At 56.3% G+C, this 20,454-nt stretch carries 19 protein-coding genes; 10 read left to right on the top strand and 9 right to left on the bottom strand.

Going from position 1 to position 20,454, the window contains the following annotated elements; translation table 11 throughout:
• The first annotated feature begins 24 nt into the window (after window positions 1-24).
• On the top strand, window positions 25-1,296 hold the full coding sequence (locus AXE86_RS05840) for a class II D-tagatose-bisphosphate aldolase non-catalytic subunit (protein ID WP_061945516.1): 1,272 nt from the start codon (window positions 25-27) through the stop codon (window positions 1,294-1,296).
• 370 nt (window positions 1,297-1,666) lie between these two features.
• Here AXE86_RS05840 and AXE86_RS05835 read toward each other — a convergent pair whose 3' ends face one another.
• The 4 genes from AXE86_RS05835 to kduI form a co-directional block, all read right to left on the bottom strand.
• On the bottom strand, window positions 1,667-3,028 hold the full coding sequence (locus tag AXE86_RS05835; protein WP_061945514.1) for an alanine/glycine:cation symporter family protein: 1,362 nt from the start codon (window positions 3,026-3,028) through the stop codon (window positions 1,667-1,669).
• Between the two features lie 220 nt (window positions 3,029-3,248).
• Window positions 3,249-4,214 (bottom strand): 2-keto-3-deoxygluconate transporter, encoded by a 966-nt coding sequence (gene kdgT / locus AXE86_RS05830; RefSeq protein ID WP_061945512.1) that lies wholly within the window; start codon window positions 4,212-4,214, stop codon window positions 3,249-3,251.
• A gap of 28 nt (window positions 4,215-4,242) precedes the next feature.
• Complete coding sequence (locus tag AXE86_RS05825) at window positions 4,243-5,028, bottom strand: gluconate 5-dehydrogenase (protein WP_061945510.1); 786 nt, start codon at window positions 5,026-5,028, stop codon at window positions 4,243-4,245.
• Window positions 5,029-5,041: 13 nt separating this feature from the next.
• Window positions 5,042-5,884 carry a 5-dehydro-4-deoxy-D-glucuronate isomerase gene (gene kduI / locus AXE86_RS05820; protein WP_061945508.1) on the bottom strand — a complete coding sequence of 281 codons (843 nt, stop codon included), beginning with the start codon at window positions 5,882-5,884 and terminating at the stop codon, window positions 5,042-5,044.
• 301 nt (window positions 5,885-6,185) lie between these two features.
• Between kduI and AXE86_RS05815 the strand changes: the two genes are divergently transcribed.
• The 6 genes from AXE86_RS05815 (at window position 6,186) to AXE86_RS05790 (ending at window position 13,244) form a co-directional block, all read left to right on the top strand.
• On the top strand, window positions 6,186-7,142 hold the full coding sequence (locus AXE86_RS05815; protein ID WP_061945506.1) for a sugar kinase: 957 nt from the start codon (window positions 6,186-6,188) through the stop codon (window positions 7,140-7,142).
• Window positions 7,135-8,094: a bifunctional 4-hydroxy-2-oxoglutarate aldolase/2-dehydro-3-deoxy-phosphogluconate aldolase gene (gene eda / locus AXE86_RS05810; RefSeq protein WP_071884693.1), complete on the top strand. Its 960-nt coding sequence runs from the start codon at window positions 7,135-7,137 to the stop codon at window positions 8,092-8,094. The genes AXE86_RS05815 and eda overlap by 8 nt, the downstream gene beginning before the upstream one ends.
• Before the next feature lie 145 nt (window positions 8,095-8,239).
• Window positions 8,240-8,959: a DUF554 domain-containing protein gene (locus AXE86_RS05805; RefSeq protein WP_198145296.1), complete on the top strand. Its 720-nt coding sequence runs from the start codon at window positions 8,240-8,242 to the stop codon at window positions 8,957-8,959.
• 362 nt (window positions 8,960-9,321) lie between these two features.
• Entirely contained in the window at window positions 9,322-10,704 is a 1,383-nt protein-coding gene (locus tag AXE86_RS05800; protein ID WP_061945502.1) for a class III extradiol ring-cleavage dioxygenase family protein, read from the top strand.
• The gene (amrS, locus tag AXE86_RS05795; RefSeq protein WP_061945500.1) at window positions 10,701-11,531 is read left to right on the top strand and encodes an AmmeMemoRadiSam system radical SAM enzyme; all 831 of its coding nucleotides are present in this window, start codon (window positions 10,701-10,703) and stop codon (window positions 11,529-11,531) included. The genes AXE86_RS05800 and amrS overlap by 4 nt, the downstream gene beginning before the upstream one ends.
• Window positions 11,532-11,705: 174 nt before the next feature.
• Window positions 11,706-13,244, top strand: a complete 1,539-nt coding sequence (locus AXE86_RS05790) for a WG repeat-containing protein (RefSeq protein WP_232294936.1) — start codon at window positions 11,706-11,708, stop codon at window positions 13,242-13,244.
• Window positions 13,245-13,342: 98 nt separating this feature from the next.
• Here AXE86_RS05790 and AXE86_RS05785 read toward each other — a convergent pair whose 3' ends face one another.
• Both AXE86_RS05785 and AXE86_RS05780 read right to left on the bottom strand, forming a co-directional pair.
• Window positions 13,343-14,098 (bottom strand): creatininase family protein, encoded by a 756-nt coding sequence (locus tag AXE86_RS05785; protein WP_061945496.1) that lies wholly within the window; start codon window positions 14,096-14,098, stop codon window positions 13,343-13,345.
• A gap of 154 nt (window positions 14,099-14,252) precedes the next feature.
• Complete coding sequence (locus tag AXE86_RS05780; protein WP_061945494.1) at window positions 14,253-14,903, bottom strand: GntR family transcriptional regulator; 651 nt, start codon at window positions 14,901-14,903, stop codon at window positions 14,253-14,255.
• A 281-nt stretch (window positions 14,904-15,184) separates the two neighbouring features.
• On the opposite strand from AXE86_RS05780, the gene AXE86_RS05775 reads away from it, so the two are divergent.
• Window positions 15,185-16,621: a purine-cytosine permease family protein gene (locus AXE86_RS05775; RefSeq protein ID WP_061945492.1), complete on the top strand. Its 1,437-nt coding sequence runs from the start codon at window positions 15,185-15,187 to the stop codon at window positions 16,619-16,621.
• 118 nt (window positions 16,622-16,739) lie between these two features.
• Here the strand turns inward: AXE86_RS05775 and AXE86_RS05770 are convergent, their stop codons facing one another.
• Entirely contained in the window at window positions 16,740-17,171 is a 432-nt protein-coding gene (locus tag AXE86_RS05770; RefSeq protein WP_061945490.1) for a hypothetical protein, read from the bottom strand.
• Window positions 17,172-17,462: 291 nt separating this feature from the next.
• Here AXE86_RS05770 and AXE86_RS05765 point away from each other — a divergent pair, with 291 nt between their 5' ends.
• A complete protein-coding gene (locus AXE86_RS05765) occupies window positions 17,463-19,004 on the top strand; it encodes a WG repeat-containing protein (protein WP_232294935.1) in 1,542 nt (513 codons plus the stop codon).
• 118 nt (window positions 19,005-19,122) lie between these two features.
• Here AXE86_RS05765 and AXE86_RS05760 read toward each other — a convergent pair whose 3' ends face one another.
• Together AXE86_RS05760 and AXE86_RS05755 are read right to left on the bottom strand one after the other, a co-directional pair.
• Window positions 19,123-19,524: a hypothetical protein gene (locus tag AXE86_RS05760; RefSeq protein WP_061945486.1), complete on the bottom strand. Its 402-nt coding sequence runs from the start codon at window positions 19,522-19,524 to the stop codon at window positions 19,123-19,125.
• Window positions 19,525-19,749: 225 nt separating this feature from the next.
• Complete coding sequence (locus AXE86_RS05755; protein WP_061945484.1) at window positions 19,750-20,160, bottom strand: hypothetical protein; 411 nt, start codon at window positions 20,158-20,160, stop codon at window positions 19,750-19,752.
• Between the two features lie 144 nt (window positions 20,161-20,304).
• On the opposite strand from AXE86_RS05755, the gene AXE86_RS13480 reads away from it, so the two are divergent.
• Window positions 20,305-20,427, top strand: coding sequence for a hypothetical protein (locus tag AXE86_RS13480; protein ID WP_009753482.1), 123 nt, complete (start codon window positions 20,305-20,307; stop codon window positions 20,425-20,427).
• Window positions 20,428-20,454: the final 27 nt, after the last annotated feature.

Here is a 20,454-nt window from a genome sequence, read left to right as displayed (position 1 = left end):
ATACATCTAAGGAGGATCTTACACATGTCAAAGATGACCCTGCATGAAGTCGTTCAGAAAATGCTGCGGCTCGAAGGCAGTGCAAAAGCGACAATGGTCGGTATCGGACCCATGAGTCCAACACTCATCAAGGCAACCATGTTGCTCGCCAAGCAAAAGGATTTCCCCCTCATGTTCATTGCGAGCCGCAATCAGGTGGATGCGGATGAACTGGGCGGCGGTTACGTCTGCCACTGGGATCAGGCGCGTTTCCACAAAGCAATCCAAGAAACGGCAAAGGCGGTCGGCTACGAGGGGCTTTACTACCTCTGCCGCGATCACGGCGGGCCGTGGCAGCGCGACAATGAGCGGAACGCTCATCTGCCAGAGGATGAGGCGATGCGCCTCGGCAAGCAGTCCTACCTCGTCGATCTCGAGAACGGGTTCGATCTCCTGCATATCGACCCGACCAAGGATCCCTACGTCGTCGGCAAGGTCATTGATATGGACGTAAACATCCGTCGCACGGTGGAGCTCATCGACTACGTCGAGACGGAGCGCAAAAAGCGCAATCTGCCGCCCGTTAGTTATGAGGTAGGCACGGAGGAGACGAACGGCGGCCTCACATCACCGGAGAACTACGAAAAATTCATCGAGAAGCTGCACGCACAGCTGGACGCGAAGGGGCTGCCGCACCCCGCTTTCATCGTCGGCAATACGGGTACACTCACGCGCCTGACAGAAAATGTTGGTCATGTCGACAGCACGTCCTGCAAAGAGCTTTCTGCGGTCGCAAAAAAGTACGGCGTCGGCCTCAAGGAGCACAACGGCGATTATCTGGACGACGCAACACTTCTTGAGCATCCCGCACTGGGCGTCACCGCAATGAACGTCGCGCCTGAGTTCGGCACAGTCGAGACGCAGGCGTATCTAAAGCTCATCGAGACCGAGGAACGTCTGGTAAAACAGGGACTCATCAAGGAAGCCTCGGGGCTCGGCGCAGCGCTTCGTGAGGAATCCGTGCAGAGCGGCCGCTGGAAGAAATGGATGGTCGACGGCAAGGATCAGCTCTTACCCGAGGATATCTTCAAGGACGAGAAACTGACGCAATTGATCATAGAGATCAGCGGTCACTACACCTTCGATCTCCCGCGTGTCAAAGAGGAGATCGCAAGGCTCTATCAGAATCTGGCGGTCAGCGGCATCGACGGCGAGAAATACGTTATCTACAAGATTCAAGCGAGTGTCGATCACTACGTTGCATGCTTCAACCTTACCGGTCTTACCTCGAAACTTAAGGAATCACCGATAAAATAGGTCTTCAGATTGGGGCGTAGACTTTTCGTCTGAACGAGGAAGCACCCCGAAGACAGAGTAGTTCTCTGTGAAGGATTTTCCGACGAAGTTCGGACAAAAAGATACGCCGCGATGATCACGATGTATTTATCACTGATGCCCAAAAGGCTGAAGCCGTTCTTTCGACACAATTAAAAAGGGAGTATTGCACGTCAATCAGCGTGTAATACTCCCTTTTTCGCAGCGTATCGTCATGCCGCGCTTTACCATACATCTCAATGTCCATGATATCACTCTGCACATAAGAAAGTGATCATTCCTGCCCCTTACGGGGTGCAGTTTTCTCCTATAGAATCGCATAGCAATATCCAGCCACGCAAGAAATACTTGCCTACCGCCGCATCCGCTTGCTACGCTTCACTTTGTCGAGATACCGGCGCGTCTCGTGGACGACAATGCCCGAGAGCGCGATGAGCGCGATGAGGTTCGGGATTGCCATGAGGCCGTTGACGATGTCGGCGAGCACCCAGATCGCCTCGAGCTTCAGGAAGGCACCGCAGGCGATGAGCGCGATAAAGACGAGGCGGTACGGCAGGATCGCACGCACGCCCGCAAGGTAGAGGATGGCGCGCTCGCCGTAGTAGTTCCACCCGAGGATGGTCGTAAAGGCGAAGAGAGCGAGCGAGATGGTGAGCAGTGCGCCGCCGATGTGTCCGTACGCGCCCGTGAACGCCGCACCCGTCATTGCCGCGCCCGCCGTGTCACTCTGCCATGCGCCCGTGAGGACGAGGACGAGCCCCGTCATGGTGCAGATGATGATCGTGTCGATGAAGGTGCCCGTCATGGAGATCAGCCCCTGCTCGGCAGGCTCCTTCGTCTTTGCCGCCGCTGCAGCAATCGGCGCGGAACCGAGACCGGACTCATTGGAGAAGACACCGCGCGCGATACCGTTCTGCATCGCCATCATGATCGTGGAGCCCGCAAAGCCGCCCGCTGCCGCCGTGCCGGTGAACGCCCCGTCGAGGATCAGGCCGATCGCCGCAGGGATGCCGTCGATGTGCATCGCAATGATGCCGAGGCTGATGACTATGTAGAGAACCGCCATAAAAGGGATGATGCGCGAAGCCACCTCAGCGATGCTCCGAAGGCCGCCGATGGTGATCGCCGCGATCAGCACCGTGAGGGCAATATCCGTCACGAGACGCGGCACGCCGAAGGACAGCTCCGCCGAGTCCACAATGGCGTTGACCTGCGGGAACGTCCCGATGCCAAAGAAGGCAACGAGCACCGCCGCACACGCGAAAAATCCCGCAAGCGGGCGATATTTCTCCCCCATGCCGTGACGGATGTAGTACATCGGGCCGCCTGCGATCTCGCCGCGCTCATCCGTCGTACGATACTTCACGGCGAGCAGCCCCTCCGCGTACTTCGTCGCCATGCCGAAGAACGCCGCCATCCACATCCAGAAAATCGCACCGGGGCCGCCGACCTTGACCGCCGTCGCGACGCCGACGATATTGCCCGTGCCGATGGTCGCGGCAAGCGCGACGCAGAGTGCCTTAAAGCTCGACACGTCGCCCTCTCCGCGGTTTTTCGCGCGCAGGATGAGTGCGAGGGCACGCGGCAGGCGGCGCACCTGGATCAGCGAGAGACGCAGCGTCAGCATGATGCCCGTTCCTACGAGCAGAACGATGAGCGGCGCCCCCCAAAGGAAGGTGTCCACCGCATTCAGTACGGGAAGAAACGATTCCATACAAGATCCCTCCGAAAATAAAAATATGCGCACATTTTACCATGATAAAGCGCTAAATGTCTATGGAATCTGTATGTATACAGGGGATTTTACATCCGCCGCGAAATGGCGTACAATAAACCATCACGAAAATTCATGCAGAAAGGCAAGAGCTCCTCAAAAAAGCCCACGGAAGAAGAAACTGTTTTTCTTCTTCCATGGGCTTTCTGTACAGAAATAATTATACCTGTGCCTCTGTTTTACGTTTCATATAGTTACACCACGATGCTGTAATGACAGGAACGAGAAGCGCTGTCACAATGACGCAGGTAGCGACCAATGCCGTTGCCGCAGGGGCGATTGGCTCAAACTCCGGTATCATCTGTGCGATAATAATCGGATTCGTTACCGCAGCACCTGCCGTACTCGAGGCAGCAAGCCCTGCTCCGCCATGCCCTCCGGCGATCCAGCGATCGGCAAAGAACAAAGGAATACCCGTAACAACGATAACCGAAAGTCCCATGAGAATCCCGAGAAGCCCTGTCTGACCAATTACCGCCAGATCTATTGTGTTTCCAAGAGCAAAGCCAAAAAACGGAATCATCGTCATAGATGCACTGCCAAAGAATGTACGAAGTTCCTTATCCAGATTGCCAAGGATAAATCCTATAACAAAGGGAAGTACCGCCCCGACGAAAAGACGCGGCTCAAAGTACGCAGCTCCTGTACTGCCAAGGATGAACATCGTCACCAATGGGCCAGACTCAATACTCGTCAGAACGAACGCACCAGCCTCTTCCTTTGTACCATACTGCTGCATAATGGAAGCATACAGGCCGCCATTCGTCATATCCATGGAGGCAACAATAGCAAGCGTCGAAAGCCCCGCAAAGAATCCGGTCTGAATCATGCCGGGCGGCATAAACTTCACGCAAATCATTCCAATGATCCACGCAACGAGGATTTTAGTAACGACAATTGTTCCAGACTTCCTCAGCACCGTTCCTGTAGAACGCAGGTCGATCCCTGCGCCCATACAGAAAAACCATACCGACAGAATAGGAACCGTGCCGGAGATCAAGCCATTGGTAAACGAACCAAAATATTTTCCTGCCCATGGAGCAAACGTATGACACAGCGCCCCTAAGAACAATGGAACAAGCATCAAGCCCCCAGGAATGCGTTCAATGGACTGTTTGATTTTCATAAACTACCACTCCCAATTTTCACAGAACTCATGGCTGTTTTCCAATATATGCCAAGATTCCGCCATCGGCATACAGAATTTGTCCGTTCACAAAATTCGAGGCATCTGATGCCAAAAAAATTGCAGGACCAGCAAGATCTTCCGGGGTTCCCCATCGATTCGCCGGTGTCTTCGCCAAGATAAAATCATTGAATGGATGGCCATGTTCGCGCAGGGGTGCTGTCTGCGGCGTAGCAATGTACCCTGGACCAAGCCCATTGCACTGGATATTATATCTGCCATACTCGGCAGCAATATTGCGGGTAAGCATTTTCAGCCCGCCCTTCGCCGCTGCGTATGCTGAAACTGTCTCCCGTCCCAATTCGCTCATCATGGAGCAGATATTGATGATCTTACCATGCCCCTTTTCAATCATCTGTGGAAGAACTGCCTTTGATACGATAAACGGTGCATTCAGATCTATATCAACCACCTCACGAAACTCTTCTGCCGTCATCTCGCACATCGGAATCCGCTTGATAATCCCCGCATTATTGACAAGGATGTCAATTACACCACACCTCTTCTCAATATCCTGCACCATCTCCGCAACGGAATTCTCATCACGTACGTCGCAAAGGTATCCAAGAGCATCAATACCATCGTCGCGAAATGTACCCAGAGCCGTCTGCAAATGCTCCTTGCTACGGCAGTTGAATGCAATTTTCGCCCCTGCCCGTGCAAAAGCTGCTGCTATCGCATATCCGATGCCATATGCCGCTCCCGTCACAAGGGCGACCTTACCGTTTAGAGCAAATCGATTCTGTGTGGTCATTCTCTCACCTCCTTCATCGAAGATCACGATTGGCTACGGTGTCCATGTCCTGAAAGACTTTATTTTCACCGCCCATCGCCCAAATAAAGGCATAATTCGATGTACCACAGCCGGAATGAATACTCCACGATGGTCCGATAACCGCCTCATCGCAGTGCATTATGAGATGCCGAGTCTCTGTCGGCTCTCCCATCATGTGAAAGACAATATCATCCGGTGAAAAATCAAAATAAAAATATACTTCCATACGGCGCTCGTGTGTATGAGCAGGCATCGTGTTCCAAACACTGCCGGGATCCAGCACAGTCAGTCCCATAGACAGCTGGCAGGTCTCCAATACATCTGGATGAATATACTGGTTAATTGTTCGACAATTTCCAAACTCCAATGCTCCTGCCGGTACCTTCTTTGCCTGTTCCATAGAGAGGAACGTCGTCTTACAGGCCTTATGTGCCGGAGCAGAGACCATATAGAACTTTGCAGGTTCTGCCTCATTCACGCTTTCAAAATTCACGTCCTTTGTCCCCATAGAGATATAGAGACAGTCTCTATGATGCAGTGTATATGATACGCCGTCCGCCGTGATTCTGCCTGTCTGACCAACATTGAAAATACCTATTTCACGGCGCTCCAAAATATACGCCGTTCCAAAATTTTTCCACACGTCAATCCCTTGATCAAGGGAAACATGACGCGAGATCGGCATGCAGCCAAACACCAGCATTCGATCAACATGAGAGTACGTCGCAGATACCTGATCTGCCTGGAAGAGCCCTTGGATCAAAAACTCACGGCGAAGCTCTTCTGTGGTGTAACGCTTGACATCTCTTGGATGTGCTGAATATCTTACATCCATTCCGTCCACCTCGACTTCAAGACTAAAAATAGTTTTTATCCATGCATGAATTTTTTATATAATCGTATTTACATACTAGTCTTTTCGGTTTATTATGTCAATAATAGTTTATTAGTTTTTTATTAATCCAATAATTCTCAACAATATTCATTCACAAAGGTGATTGATACCTCCTGTGAATCTTCTTCGACTGTCAACAATACAAATCTGGCACATCGCCTGTTAGCCGGTCACACACAAGAAGCTCTCTCACAGGTTCTGCCATACATCATTATCACGCTTTGAAAGGAGCGGTCACATTATGAAGAAAGGTCTGATTCTCGCAGGGGAGCCGATGGGGCTCCTGATCGCGCAGAGTGAAGGCGATCTCTCCGGTGTCTCGGGCTACGATCTCGCTGTCGCCGGCGCAGAGTTCAACGTCGCCATTGGTGCTGCGCGGCTGGGGCACCGCGTGACCTACCTGACGAAACTGGGAAAGGATCCGTTCGGCGAGCGCATCATCCATGTGCTGAACGAGAACGGCATCGGGAATGAGTTCGTCTCATGGAGCGATGAAAAGCGCACGGGATTCATGCTGAAAGGCCGTGTCCACGCAGGAGATCCCCCGATCTTTTACTTCCGTGCAGGGTCTGCTGCGTCAACGCTTTCGCCGCAGGACGTAGAAAACGTCAATTTTTCTGTCTACAGTCATATCCATCTGACGGGGATCCTCCCCGCTCTCACGGAGTCAACATGTACAGCGACGCTCCTCATGTTCGAGCGCGCACGGGCGGCCGGACTGACGATCTCGTTCGACCCGAACCTGCGCCCTCAACTCTGGCCGGATGAGCACACTATGCGCAAGACCATCAATGACCTCGCAGCCCGCGCAGATATCGTCCTGCCGGGCACGGCAGAGGGAAAAATCCTCATGGGGAGCGATGATCCTGCCGCCATTTGCGCTTTCTATCAAGAGCTCGGAGCAACGACCGTCATCACGAAATGCGGCGCGGCAGGAGCCTACGTCGCCGATGGCGCGGAGCACTACAAGGTCACAGGATTCCGCGTGCGCGAGGTCGTCGATACCGTTGGCGCAGGCGATGGTTTTGCGGCAGGCATCCTCACGGGGCTGATGGAAGGGCTTCCCATGCGCGATGCTGTACGGCGTGCGGCTGCCATTGGTGCCATCCAGGTGATGAGCCGCGGCGACAACGAGGGACTCCCGACCCCTGCGGAACTTGAACGTTTTATGAAGGAGGCAGATTCCACTGATGAGTAAGCAGCTGCAGAAAATGTCCGAGATCGGTCTTGTGCCGCTCGTTGTGCTCGAAGACGCTGCGTGTGCAAAGCCGCTCGGCGAGGCACTCGCCGCAGGCGGTATTCCCGTCGCGGAGGTCACGTTCCGCACGGATGCTTGTCTCGATATCATCCGTACAATGAAGGAGATCCCGACACTCATCGTCGGCGCAGGCACGGTACATACGGTCAAGCAGGCAGAGGCGGCAGTCGCAGCAGGGGCAACATTCATTGTGACTCCTGCATACAATCCTGACGTCATCGACTGGTGTACCGCACATGAGGTTGACATTGTCCCGGGGACGGTATCCCCTGGTGAAATTGAAGCCGTCCGCGCACGCGGCATCAAGTTTTGCAAATTTTTCCCTGCCGCAGCATACGGCGGAACAGCAACTCTCAAATCACTCGCAGGTCCGTTCGCGGATGTGCAGTTCCTGCCGACGGGCGGTGTCAGTCTTGACAACATGCGTGACTACCTCAACCTGCCGAACGTGGCAGCGGTCGGCGGCAGCTTCATGACGCCGGGGAAACTGGTCAAAGAGCAGGATTGGGACGGCATCGCTGCCGTCTGCCGCGATGCCGTACAAAAAATGCTAGGTCTGCGTATCGGTCACGTTGGCATCCATACGGCAGGCCGTGCGGAAGCAGAGGAACTCACCGATGCGCTCTGCCGTCTGACCGGCGAAACGAAAATTGCGGCAGGCGGCGGCTTCTTTGCCGGTACGATTGCCGAGATCTGTGCAGAGCCGACACCGGGCGACTATGGTCATCTCTGCATCGATACCGACGATATGCCGCGTGCTCTCGCCTACTACGCGCGCCGCGGCATCGCGCTGGATCCTGAGTATACTTTCCGTGATGAAAACGGAGCCGTACGCCTCGCCTATCTAAAAGAAAAGGTCGGTGGTTTCTCCATCCACCTGCGCAGAGCGTAAATCACTTTTAGGAATCGCTGATCAATGCAGCGCCCGCCTCTTAGAATATCCAGCGGGCCTCATGTGAGCAGCGATTCTTTCATTTTACATCCACCGTGAAATGGCGTATAATATGCCATTACGAAATGGGAAAAGGGGTGGGACGATGCTCCCCGGTATCGGAATCATCGCCAACGTCGCCGCCATCGCGCTCGGCGGCGTTCTGGGGCTCGGCTGCGGCCGCTTTATCGCGGAGCGCGTGCAGGAGACGCTGATGCGCGCCTGTGCGCTCTCCGTGATGTTTCTCGGGCTCGGCGGCACGCTGCGCACGATGCTCAGTGTCAATGCGGACGGACAGCTCGCGCTCGGCGGCATCTACATGATGATCACGAGCCTCATCGTCGGCGGCCTCGTCGGCGAGCTGCTGAACATCGAGGCGCGCATGACTGCGTTCGGCGCATGGCTGAAGCGCGTCTCGGGCAGCGCGGGCGACACGCGGTTTATCGACGGCTTCGTCACCGCCTCGCTCACGGTCTGCATCGGCGCCATGGCGGTCATCGGCTCGATCAATGACCGCCTGCTCGGTGACCCGTCCGTCCTCTTTACAAAGAGCGTCCTCGACGGCGTCATCATCATGCTTCTTACGGCGACCCTCGGCAAGGGCTGCATCTTCTCCTCCGTCTCCGTCGGGCTCTTTCAGGGCGCGATCTTCGCCCTCGCGGGGCTGCTCGCCCCCTACATGACGGACAGCGCCCTCGCCGGGCTCAGCTGCGTCGGCAACATCCTCATCTTTGCCATCGGGACGAATCTCCTCGGCCTGCCGAACATCCGCGTCGCGAATTTCCTCCCTGCCCTCGTCATCGCCGCTCTCCGGGGGATGGGGTGAGTGAAAAACAGCCTTCTGCATCATGATCGATACAGAAGGTTGTTTTCATACATACGTCGACACATCGGCCGAATCACTCCGATCCGACAATTCCAATCGAAGTGATAAGGCCCTTTTATCGCACCTTCTGCGCCGCCGCACGTACTCCTCTTTCCAGCGCACCTCATCCCTATATTGAGGCGAGAGAGATGCTTATACACCATGTCCCGTCCGCCTCCAAAGCATCGCGGTTTTTTATCTCTTCGTGCTTCCTTCACCCCTCCCAGCATACCGTGCTGCACGCATCGGATCAATGAAAAATGCAGGGCTTTCGCCCCGCGCGTCGAATCCATATAATAATATACCAAAGAGGAGGTCTTTCCATGTCCATCGTTGCCGCATATGCCGTACCGCACCCGCCGCTCCTCCTGCCGGAGGTCGGGCAGGGCGAGGAGCGAAAGCTCCAACTGACACTTAACGCTTATGAACGCGCGATGAAGGAGGCGGCAGAGCTCGCGCCCGAGACGGTGATCGTCGCGAGCCCGCACACGGTGATGTACGCAGACTACTTCCACATCGCGCCGGGCGAGATGGCATCGGGGGACTTCGCCGCGTTCGGTGCGCCCGATCTGCGCGTCATGGCGGACTACGATGGGCCCTTTGCCAAGGAGCTCGCAAAAGCGGCATCCGTCGAGGGGATCGCGGCGGGCGGCGTCGGCGGACGGGGTGCCGCGCTCGATCACGGGGTGATGGTGCCGCTCTCCTTCCTTGAGCCACACACGACGGACTTTCGTCTCGTGCGCGTCGGGGTCTCGGGGCTCTCGCCCAAGGAGCACTATGTGTTCGGCCGGTGCATCGCCCGCGTGGCGGAGGAGCTCGGACGGCGGGCGGTCTTTTTCGCAAGCGGCGATCTCTCCCACCGTCTGACGCCCGACGCGCCGCGCGGCTTTGCGCCCGAGGGGCCGCGGTTTGACAAGGCGTGCATGAAGTATCTGGAGGAGGGCGACTTTCTAAAACTCCTGCGCATGGATCCCGCGATCTATCAGCCGGCGGCGGAGTGCGCCCTGCGCGGGCTGTGGATGCTGGCGGGTGTGCTCGACGCGCGTGCACTGAAGATCAAAAAGCTCTCCTATCAGGGGACGACGGGCATCGGCTACGGGCTCGTGTCGTTCAAGGTGACGCGCGAGGATCCGCGCCGCAGCTTCGTGGAGCGCTATGAGATGCTGGAGCGGCGCGCCCGCGAGGAACGCCGCGCGGCAGAGGACGACTACGTGCGGCTCGCCCGCCGCGCCGTGGAGACGATCGTCCGCACGGGGAAACTGCCGCCCGTGCCCGCAGAGCTCCCGGAGGAGATGACGGGGCGCGCGGGGGTCTACGTGACGCTCACGCGGGACGGCACGCCGCGCGGGACGTACGGCACGTTCGAGCCGTCGGCAAAGAGCATCGCCGACGAGATCACGCGCAATGCCGCGCACGCCGCACGAAACGACACCCACGTCGCCCCCGTGACAGAGGAGGAGCTGGACGCGCTCGACATCACGGTCGATGTGCTCAGCGAGCCGGAACTCGTGGACGGCGCAGATGCGCTCGACCCGAAAACCTACGGCATCATCGCCGAGTCGCGCGGGCGCAAGGGCGTCATGCTCCCCGCTGCCCCCGGCACAGAGACGGCCGAGGAGCAGCTGCGCGCCGCCCGCAAAAAGGGCGGCATCCCCGAGGACGCCGAGATCCGCATCTGGCGGTTCACGTCGGAGCGTCACGCGTGACGGCAGTATGCAGTCTCTGTCCCCACGCCTGCCGCCTGCGGGAGGATGAGACGGGCTTCTGCCGGGCCCGCACGAACGTCGGCGGCGTCATCCGTCCGACGAACTACGGGCGGCTGACCGCGCTCGCGCTCGACCCCATCGAGAAAAAGCCGCTCTATCACTTCCACCCCGGCCGCGCGATCCTCTCCGTCGGCAGCTATGGCTGCAATCTCGCCTGCCCGTTCTGCCAAAATGCGGACATCGCGGCAGCAGATGCCTCCATACCGACGGAGAACGTACTGCCCGCGCGTCTGGCCGCCCTCGCACAGGAGCTGAGCGCCGCCCCGCACGGCAGTCTCGGCGTCGCGTTCACCTACAACGAGCCGCTCATCAGCTATGAGTACATCATGGATACGGCGCCGCTCCTCCACGCGGCGGGGCTCGCCGTCGTCCTCGTCACAAACGGCATGATCTGTGCGGAGCCGCTCGCACGCCTCCTCCCGCACGTCGACGCGATGAACATCGACCTCAAGGGCTGGCGCGAGGACTTCTACCGACGGCTCGGCGGCGACCTCATGACCGTGCGCGGGACCATCACGCACGCCGTCCGCGCAGGCGTCCACGTCGAGGTGACGACCCTCATCATTCCCGCCATGAACGACAGCCTCGCCGACATGGACGCCGAGGCACGCTGGCTCGCCGCTCTCTCGCCCGACCTCCCGCTCCACATCAGCCGCTATTTCCCGCGCCACCGCATGCACACGCCGCCGACACCAATTGCGGACATCGACACACTCACCGCCGTCGCCGCGCGTCATCTGCGCTATGTCCACCGTGGGAACTGCTGAGTGCCTGCGGCGCACAATGTTCGAAGGAACACAAAAACCCGTACACCGCCCCATGGTGTGCGGGTTTTTTGCAACAAAGATTTTCATTTTATCCATTTTCATGGCAGGGAAAGCACGAATTCTGCGCGAATAATAGCAGAAGTATGGAGTTTTCAAGAATAAAGGGGAATGAATATGACACAGAAAAAGACGTCGCGTCTGCGCACCGCCATCGCCGTGTTCGCCGCCGCAGGCCTGATCGCGGCACAGATGCCTCACGCCGCCGCCGAATCCATCCACGACAACCCGCTCTACACGGGGATGGGCATCCTGGTCGACCGCGGGCAGGAGCCGTCCGCCGCCGTCCATGCGGCACCGCTCGCCCTCGTCAAGACCGCAGGGAAATGGGGCGCCGTCACGACGACGGGCACCGCCGTGATCGCAGCGGAGTACGACGAGATACGCCCCTACGCCGAGGGCTATCTTCTCGTGCGTCAGGGGAAGAAATGGGGCGTGTTCCGCGCGGACGGCAAGCAGGTCGTCCCCGCCACCTACCGCCACATCGAGGAGCTGACGGAGGATCGCATCGTCGTACAGGATGCGGACAAGAAATGGGGCTGCTATGGGACGGACGGCACGCTGATCCTCCCCGTCACGCAGCGCGACGTCGTCCCCTATCATGACGGCGCTGCCCTCGTGCAGGGCGCGGACAAGCGATGGAGCTTTTACCGCGCGGACGGCTCGCGCCTGACGGAAAAGACGTACGCCTACGCGGGGATCTTCTCCGAGGGGCTGGCGAGCATCATGGAGGACAAGAAACACGTCGGCTTCATCGACAAGACGGGCGCACAGGTGATCGCGCCGCAGTACGCCTCGGCGGGCATTTTCTCCGAGGGACTGGCCGCCGTCGAGGTTGGGGGCAAGTGGGGCTTTATCGACAAGACGGGCACGATGGTGATCGCACCGCAGTATCGGGACATCCCCATGGGATTCAGCGAGGGGCTGGCCGCCGTGCGCGGGAAAAAGGGGCTCGCCTACATCGACAAGACGGGCACGCAGGTCTTTACCGCACCGTATGACTATGCGCTCCCCTTTCACGATGGTCTTGCCGAGGTACGGCGCAAGGTGAAGTCAACGAACTTCCTCGGCGCGGTGTTCACCATCGTTGCCGGCACAGCAGGCCAGTTCATCTATGACCCGCTCATGCTCGACGATGAGAATGTGAAGCGCGGCTACATCGACAAGACGGGCGCGATGATCGTCTCGATCAAAAACGACTACAACAGCACCTTCGTTGACGGCACGGCACTCGTCAAGGTAAAGAGCCGCTGGGGCTGCGTTGACCGCACGGGGGCATATCTCGTTCCCGCAAACTACCGCATGATGCGCCGCTTCTCCGAGGACCGCGCCGCCGTACAGGATACGGCGGAACTGTGGGGCTACGCGGCAAAGGACGGCAGTGTTGCCATCGCGCCCACGTACAATGCCGTGCAGGACTTTCACGAGGGACTGGCCGCCGTCGTCAAGGGCGGAAAGGCCTTCTTCATCGACAAAACGGGGCGCGTCCCCTTCCTCACGCCGAGCACGGTGACAGAGCTCGGCAGCTTCGCCGCGGGGCTTGCGCCCGCCAAGGTCGGCGACAAGTGGGGGTACATCGACCACAGCGGCAATATGGTGATCGCACCGCAGTATGAGGATGCGAGCATGTTCTTGGTCGGTCAGACGAAGAAATAAGAGCACAACAGGCTCTTTTTTCCCACGGGCTGTATGTAGATGAGATGCGTAAAACCCCCGTTCACCAATAATGGTGACGGGGGTTTTCGTTATGCCGACTACTTTTGATCCGCTTCAAATTGCCAATCTACCGCATCGAGAGCCTTAATCGTCTTCGTGCAGTACTCAATCAGCACCTTGAACATCTTTTCGCCTTTCTCCGCTGTCCCCTTGGTCGCATCACCAGTCTGCGCCGTGTTGGTGAGCTCGGAGAAGTCCCACTTGATCCCCATAAGCTCAGGGAGATTCTTCGGTACGCGGCAGGTTGCCTGCTCTGGCTCGCACCATTCGGGGAACAGATAGTAGGCAATTGAGGTCTCGCCTTCACCTGCATGCCCAAGGCCATTCCAGACCTCGAATGTGCCTTTAGGCAGGAGTTCACCAGCCGTAACCCACCACTGATCCAGTGCTGCAATGCGTGCACTTGGATATTTTTCCTTGATCTTACGTGAGGCCACCTCAATCGGTGCGATGTTGCCATCGTGTCCGTTAATGATAAGAATGGTATCTATGCCATTACGAAGTACCGACTCCACAATATCGTAGATAACCTGCGTCACCGTATCATACTGCAGGGTCAACGTAAAGGGGAATGAATCATAATGTCCGCTGTACCCGACGGGGATCGGCGGAAGTACCAGCATATCGCCCAATTCATCTGCAATCGCTTTGCCCAGCTTATAGGAAACGATCGTATCGCATCCCTCTGCCAGATGCTGTCCATGTGCTTCACAGGCGCCAACAGCAAGCACGGCCTTTTTAAAGTTCCCTTCTTTTACCTGATGGGCAGTCATTCTCCACAGTTCATTCAACATGACATTTCCTCCTTTGTCTTTGGGAAATACTGATAAATTCAGCGATTCCTTTATCATGCAGGCGGCACGGTGATCTGCACACATGCCGCCGATCATCCGAATACGGCAGCGAGCGCATCCGCGCGTCATCAGATAACCCGTTGTGTCACAGCATTTAGGACATATGCTCTTTGCGCTCGATGATATTGATTTGCTGCGAGGTGATGGAGAGCGCCTCTGTGAGGTCACGCCTTCGGACTGCCTCCACAATGCGCCTGTGCTCGCCCAGTGTCTTTTCGACCCCGATGTATTTCATATCCTCAATCAGATCTCGCTGCAGAATGTTCAGCACCCCGCGGAGGGCATCGATAAGGTAATTATTCCGTGTCAATGCAGCAAGCCCGATGTGAAACGCACTGTTCACCCTATGGTATTCCTGAATCCACTCTGGATGCGACGTATCCACCTGGGCGCTCGCAAGCACGTCGAGATTCCGGAGATCCTCCTCGTCGGCATAGCGAACCGCGTGCTCCACGATTGCCCGTTCCAAGATGTTGCGAAATTGATAGAGTTTGCGCAGCTCCTCCAGCGACAGCTTCTTTACCATGTATCCCTTGCGCGGTATTTTACACAGCAGCTTCTCCTCACAGAGGATGGTAAGCGCCTCGCGTGCCGGCGTTTTGCTGACCCGATACTTCTGCGAGACCTCAGCCTCCGTAATGAATTGCCCGTCCGCATATGCACTGGCACAGATCTCCTTGCGCAGCGCTCTCAGTACAGTCGATGTAATAGAGTGTTTCCCTGATTGTTCAGCATCCATCGCCATACCACACCTTCTCGCTCGCATTCAGAATAATCGAATCTTTTTGTTTTTCAGTATACCCTGATTCTCGTCGATTTGCAAGTATAAAATATCTCTCGTATATTTAACAAATTCTTCAAACGATTTGCCATTCTCTTATTGACATTCATGTAATTTTTACGTATCATAAATATTACGAAAAATATACCACTAAAATATTTTTCGTATACTCAGGAGATATTGATCGCTCGGGATCACCGATCCTCTGAACGACATCTCTCAGAAAGACAGAATAAGGAGGTACAATGATGGACAAACAATCCTCTGTAAAAGAGAATGACCCGCACAATGTTCCGGACGATCAGGAGTTCATGTCTGAACCCGTTCCGATGGATAAGCGGCATTCAACCAAAGATCAGATCATGGTCTGGATTGGATTCGGCTACGTTGTAACAGGTCTCGTCGTCGGCGGACAGATTGGAGGACAGGGTGGTGCGGGACTGCCTCCGCTCACGGCATTTCTTTCCGTTGCACTGGGGATGGGCTTTCTGTTTTTCCTGACCTCCTTCCTCGGGATCGCCTCGCAAAAGACCGGATACAATCTGTCCCTGCTCTGCCGCTTCAGCTATGGTGAACGCGGTTCTAACCTGCCGCTCGCCATGATGTCGCTGATGACACTCGGCTGGTTCGCAAGCATCGCGGGGATGATCGGGCAGATTTGGGGCGCATGGATCGGGAATCCGTCCGGCGTGGTTGTCTTTGACCCGAACGCCCACGGCTTTCACGGGGTTGCAGCAATTACACTGGAGGAGTTCCTCTCTACATTCGTCTGGGGTCTCATATTTACTTATACGGCTGTCCGCGGAATGGGCGCAATAGAGAAGGTCGCGAACATCTTCGCACCGTTCATCATGATCGTCGCCATCGTCATGGGGTTCGTCTATATCTCGCAGGCGGGCGGGCTGTCTCCATTCCTCAGCAAGGCGGGCATGCTCAGCGGCATGAGCATGGGTACTGCGATTACGGCGGTCGTCGGAAGCTGGATTGCGGGTGCCATCATGGGAACCGAGCTCTTCCGCTTCAATAAGAACATCCGCGCCGTTTGGTGGTGCGCAGCAGCATGCTTTATCTTCACCAATCCGATTCTGAACGTCGTCGGCTATATTGGCGCCGTTCAGACGGGCGACTTTAACTATGTGATGTATATGCTGCAGGTCAGCATTCCGGTAGCAATTCTTGGCGTCATTGTATGGACATCCGCACTCTGGACGACGGACAACGGCGAGCTCTACTGCAATGCACTCTATACGGGGCCGGTGCTCCGCTCATATGGGTTCAACGTGGAGCGCAAGCAGGTCGTTATTGTCATCGGTGTCCTCGGGTCGATTCTCGGCAGTCTTGCATTCTATCAGCTCTTCTTCGCAGACTTCATCAATGTGCTCGGCATTATGGGCCCGCCCATTGCATCTCCGATTCTGGCGGATTACTTCGTATCCGGACGCCATCGGAAATACAATGCCGCAGCACTGGCATACCAGCCCGCCATCCGTTGGGCAGGCCTCCTGTCCTTTGCCATCGGTGCCGCAATCGCCCTCTACTGCTCATATGGCGTAACGCTGCCCGGCGAGTTCCCATCCGGTGTCTTTGCGATGATTGTCTCCTTTATCGTCTACATCGTCATCTACCGATTTCTCCCAGATGCCGTTGCAGACCAGCGCATCTTAAAGCAAATCAACGGATAAGCGGATCGAGATTTGATTGTCCCCATATTGCAACTTTCCTCAAATACACAGACTCCCTGCTAAAAAAGCACGGCTTTATCGCTAAGCCGTGCTTTTTGATTGTCTCCGCCGCCCTGCCTCACTCCAAAAGGTGCGGATCGATGATAATGCGGCGCACGCCATGCCGGCGGAACTCCTCGGCGAGTTCCTTCGTTGTGAGGCTCATCAGCGCCAGCGAGGTGGCGAGCACCATCTTTTTCATGTGGACACTTCCGTCGTAGAAGAACGACCGGCTCTCCGTCCCGTCGTGCAATACGATCTGCATCTTGCCCGTATGCGAGACAGGGCTGCGCACCCAGTGATGGGTAAAGCGCACCTCACGGATCTGATCGAGCGCGTATGTCTTCTCGTGCATCCCCGGGAAGGAGTAATAGTATACGGTCAGGCGTCCGTTCTCAAAATGGAGGAATTTTTTGGTCGCTCCGCCGCGCAATCCGCAGTACATCGACCACAGCGCTGCGCCGCATGCCACCACGCCAAACAGGATCAGGACAATCATCGATGTCATCATCTTTCGCCATACCTCCTAGGGAATACCTGTGACCGAATTGCTTTGACCATCATGATAGCATCGACGGATTAGATTCGTCTAATGAAAAAGCACGGCCTTGCCATCTGCCGTGCTTTTTTGATGAATCCAACCGCCGCCGTTCATCGCGCCGATGGAAAAGTGATGCGTGAAGCGCTGTGGAGGATCGCAGGAAAAACTGGAGAAGCCCCCCTGTGCCCTATGCAGGAAAGCGCATCTTTTCCGCGAAATAGAACAAAATGAAACGATTGCGCCATGACAAAGGAGAACGAAATGACACGGATGAACATGACACGCCTGTGCACCGCCGTCGCCGCGCTCAGCACCGCCCTCCTCCTCAGCACAGGCATCGGACAGGCGGCAGAAAAACCGCAGGAGGAGCTGTCCTCCGCCGTCATCATGCCGAACACCGCACGTACCGTATTCCAAGTACAGAAAAACGGAAAATGGAGTGCCGTCGCTACCGATGGAACGGAGGTCGTCCCCCTTGTGTATGACAGCATCTTTACCTATGCAGAGGGTTATCTCATCGTCCAGAAGAACGGCAGACTGGGCATCATCCGTGCGGATGGAACGCAGATCGTCCCCACGGCCTACGTGAATATCAAGCCACTCATGGATGACATCATCGTCGTACGCGACGAGAAGGGCAAGGTCGGTGCATACGACCTCAGCGGAGCACTGCTGCTGCCGGCCGCATACGCGTCAATCCAGCCGATGGGGCACGGCATTCTCTGCATCGGTGAAGAATATCATCAATACCGTCTCTGCCGCCGTGACGGGAGCCGCCTGACGGATGAGATATTCTACAGCGTCGAGCCATTCTCCGAGGGGCGTGCCGCTGTCATCCGAAAGAAAGGGGAGCAATACGGCTACATCGACGAGACGGGTAATATGGTCATCCCCCCATCGTACGATCGCGCAGAGCCGTTCCACGAGGATCGTGCCGCCGTCAATATCGACAAGAAATGGGGCTTTATCGACAGGAGCGGTGCAATGGTGATCGCGCCGCAGTTTCGCAAACTGGGCCATCCGAAAGGATTTCATGAGGGGTATGCCTTGGTCATGAAAGGAAAAAAGATCACCTTCATCGACAAGGCAGGAAAGACGCCGTTCAAAATGCAGTGGTCCACCGCCTGCTCCTTCTATGACGGGCTTGCCGAAGTGTCCCATTCCCGTGGTACAAGAACACTGGCCAATTTGGGTTCAGCAGTGACAAGCGCGCTCTCTCTTGCCGCAGGAGCGCCGCTCTATGAAGATGACGGCAGCATCATCGACGATGGGGCTCGACGCGGGTACATCAATACCTCCGGCACGGAGGTTATCCCATCCACGAACGACTATACCACCATGTTCAAGGACGGCATCGCCCTCGTCAAGGTGCATGGACAATGGGGGGCTGTTGATCGAAGCGGTACCTATATCGTCCATCCGCAGTACAGCAAAATGCACTATTTCTGCGATGATCTAGCCGCTGTGTGCGACGGCAGGAAGTGGGGCTACGTCGGCAGGGACGGCATCATGCACATCCCTCCTGCCTACGATGAAGCAGATGATTTCCATGAGGGGCTCACGCGCGTACGTGCGGCAGACGATGTCCTCATCATTGACAAGACCGGACAGATCGCCTTTCATCTCCCTGCAGGGCTGGAGTTCCCGTGGCATTTCTCCGCCGGAATTGCACCGATCATAAAGGACGGCAAGTGGGGATTCATTGATCGAAGCGGCAGCATTGTCGTCTCCCCACAGTATAGTGCGGTACTGCGATACGACGTGTTGTGGATGATGGGATCGTCAACGTACTACAGCGGATAAAACACACGGCAGGGATGCAGAAGTCTTGATCTGATCTGACTGATCCATGCTCCCCCATACACAAAACGGCCTCTCACACATTCCACTGGGTGAGAGGTCGTTTTGGCAATGTTATATGTTATAACGTATTGCTGATGTGTTCCGTGTGTTCGGCCGCCCCCTGCGGTGTCAACGATGCGAGCATCGCAGCGGCGGACTGTGCTGCACCGGACAGATAGGTCGCCTGCTCCGCGATGAGCGCCTTGCTCGGAGTGAGACGATTGCCATGTGTCGTTGTCTCAGAAATGAGACGCGCGCCCTTGTAGGCGCGGGTAACAACGGACCCATCCGCGAGCACACGCGTGACAATCGTATCCGGCTCGCTGTTCTCGGGGTTTTGGAGTTCCGCTTCTGCCGCGTCGCGTTCTTCCTGCAGGATACGCGCAAAAGTGTCGCCCGTATCCTCGCCGAGATGCGTGGTGCGGCGCACAGGAGTCGGTGCTGCAATACCTCGCCCGACATATATTTTATCGAATTTCATATTCTTCCCTCCTTTCGCGCTCCCTGCGAGATAGTAACCTCCTATCACTGTTATCGGAATGACGCAGAGATTCTTAAGTAGATTCAGAAACTTTAGTTAAATTCTAAGGAATTGTCACGTCCATGTAACAAAACGCGTATTGTTTCACAGATGGAAAACAGAGAAGTGGGGCGGGGAGACACAGCGACCTCCCGTCCGCATAGGATAGGAGGTCAGCTGCATGGATCAGTCGGATGATACCGCAGTGCCAATGAGTGCCGCGATGCCCTGTGCACCCTGCGCTGCGTGCGAGTCAAGCAGGGGGTTCTGCGCCGCATCCTCGTCAAGCTTCAGCTGCTCGACACGCTCGGAGATGAGTGCCTTGCCCGCCTCGGGGTTCGTCCCGGGCGTCGTCGTCTCAGAGATCAGCGTCGTTCCCTTATAGATCTGTGTGATGACCGAGCCGTCCGCGAGCACGCGCGTGACGACGGTATCGCCCTCAAGGTCCTCACGTCCATAGCTGTTGACGGGCTTGGCCTCGCGCATGTTCTGCAGCATCCGTGCAAATGTGCCGGAGGTGTCCTCCTTCGCATGGGTGCGCCGCGCAGATGATGCGGGCACTGCTCCGCCGCTGCCATAGATTTTCTCAAGTTCCATTTCAATCTCTCCCTTCTTGCATCCTGTGCTGTACGATTGTCCTTACCATTTCTATCGGAAAAAAATTCCCTTTCTTAACAAATCTCCTTGAATCCCCGTATGCTGTCCGATGGTATAGAATCGTGCAAAAAAGGAGCCGATGAAATGGGCGAACGGCTTTCCTTTGCCTCGGGCTATATGGAGGGAACGCACGCGGGACGTGGAGCGGCTGACTGCGGTGTTATAAAGAAAAAATCCGCCTGCATCGGGGCAGGCGGGCTGTTATAGTAAGCATAGAAAGAAACGTCCTTGACG

Source organism: Selenomonas sp. oral taxon 136, from assembly GCF_001554015.1.
Taxonomy (GTDB): Bacteria; Bacillota; Negativicutes; order Selenomonadales; family Selenomonadaceae; genus Centipeda; species Centipeda felix.
This window is presented reverse-complemented; position numbering and strand designations above follow the sequence as displayed.

Bases quoted from the DNA above. Each gene is read 5' to 3' on its own strand.
- AXE86_RS05840 (WP_061945516.1), top strand. From the start codon at position 25: ATGTCAAAGATGACCCTGCATGAAGTCGTTCAGAAAATGCTGCGGCTC.
- AXE86_RS05835 (WP_061945514.1), bottom strand. From the start codon at position 3,028: ATGGAATCGTTTCTTCCCGTACTGAATGCGGTGGACACCTTCCTTTGG.
- kdgT (WP_061945512.1), bottom strand. From the start codon at position 4,214: ATGAAAATCAAACAGTCCATTGAACGCATTCCTGGGGGCTTGATGCTT.
- AXE86_RS05825 (WP_061945510.1), bottom strand. From the start codon at position 5,028: ATGACCACACAGAATCGATTTGCTCTAAACGGTAAGGTCGCCCTTGTG.
- kduI (WP_061945508.1), bottom strand. From the start codon at position 5,884: ATGGATGTAAGATATTCAGCACATCCAAGAGATGTCAAGCGTTACACC.
- AXE86_RS05815 (WP_061945506.1), top strand. From the start codon at position 6,186: ATGAAGAAAGGTCTGATTCTCGCAGGGGAGCCGATGGGGCTCCTGATC.
- eda (WP_071884693.1), top strand. From the start codon at position 7,135: ATGAGTAAGCAGCTGCAGAAAATGTCCGAGATCGGTCTTGTGCCGCTC.
- AXE86_RS05805 (WP_198145296.1), top strand. From the start codon at position 8,240: ATGCTCCCCGGTATCGGAATCATCGCCAACGTCGCCGCCATCGCGCTC.
- AXE86_RS05800 (WP_061945502.1), top strand. From the start codon at position 9,322: ATGTCCATCGTTGCCGCATATGCCGTACCGCACCCGCCGCTCCTCCTG.
- AXE86_RS05790 (WP_232294936.1), top strand. From the start codon at position 11,706: ATGACACAGAAAAAGACGTCGCGTCTGCGCACCGCCATCGCCGTGTTC.
- AXE86_RS05785 (WP_061945496.1), bottom strand. From the start codon at position 14,098: ATGTTGAATGAACTGTGGAGAATGACTGCCCATCAGGTAAAAGAAGGG.
- AXE86_RS05780 (WP_061945494.1), bottom strand. From the start codon at position 14,903: ATGGCGATGGATGCTGAACAATCAGGGAAACACTCTATTACATCGACT.
- AXE86_RS05775 (WP_061945492.1), top strand. From the start codon at position 15,185: ATGATGGACAAACAATCCTCTGTAAAAGAGAATGACCCGCACAATGTT.
- AXE86_RS05770 (WP_061945490.1), bottom strand. From the start codon at position 17,171: ATGATGACATCGATGATTGTCCTGATCCTGTTTGGCGTGGTGGCATGC.
- AXE86_RS05765 (WP_232294935.1), top strand. From the start codon at position 17,463: ATGACACGGATGAACATGACACGCCTGTGCACCGCCGTCGCCGCGCTC.
- AXE86_RS05760 (WP_061945486.1), bottom strand. From the start codon at position 19,524: ATGAAATTCGATAAAATATATGTCGGGCGAGGTATTGCAGCACCGACT.
- AXE86_RS05755 (WP_061945484.1), bottom strand. From the start codon at position 20,160: ATGGAACTTGAGAAAATCTATGGCAGCGGCGGAGCAGTGCCCGCATCA.
- AXE86_RS13480 (WP_009753482.1), top strand. From the start codon at position 20,305: ATGGGCGAACGGCTTTCCTTTGCCTCGGGCTATATGGAGGGAACGCAC.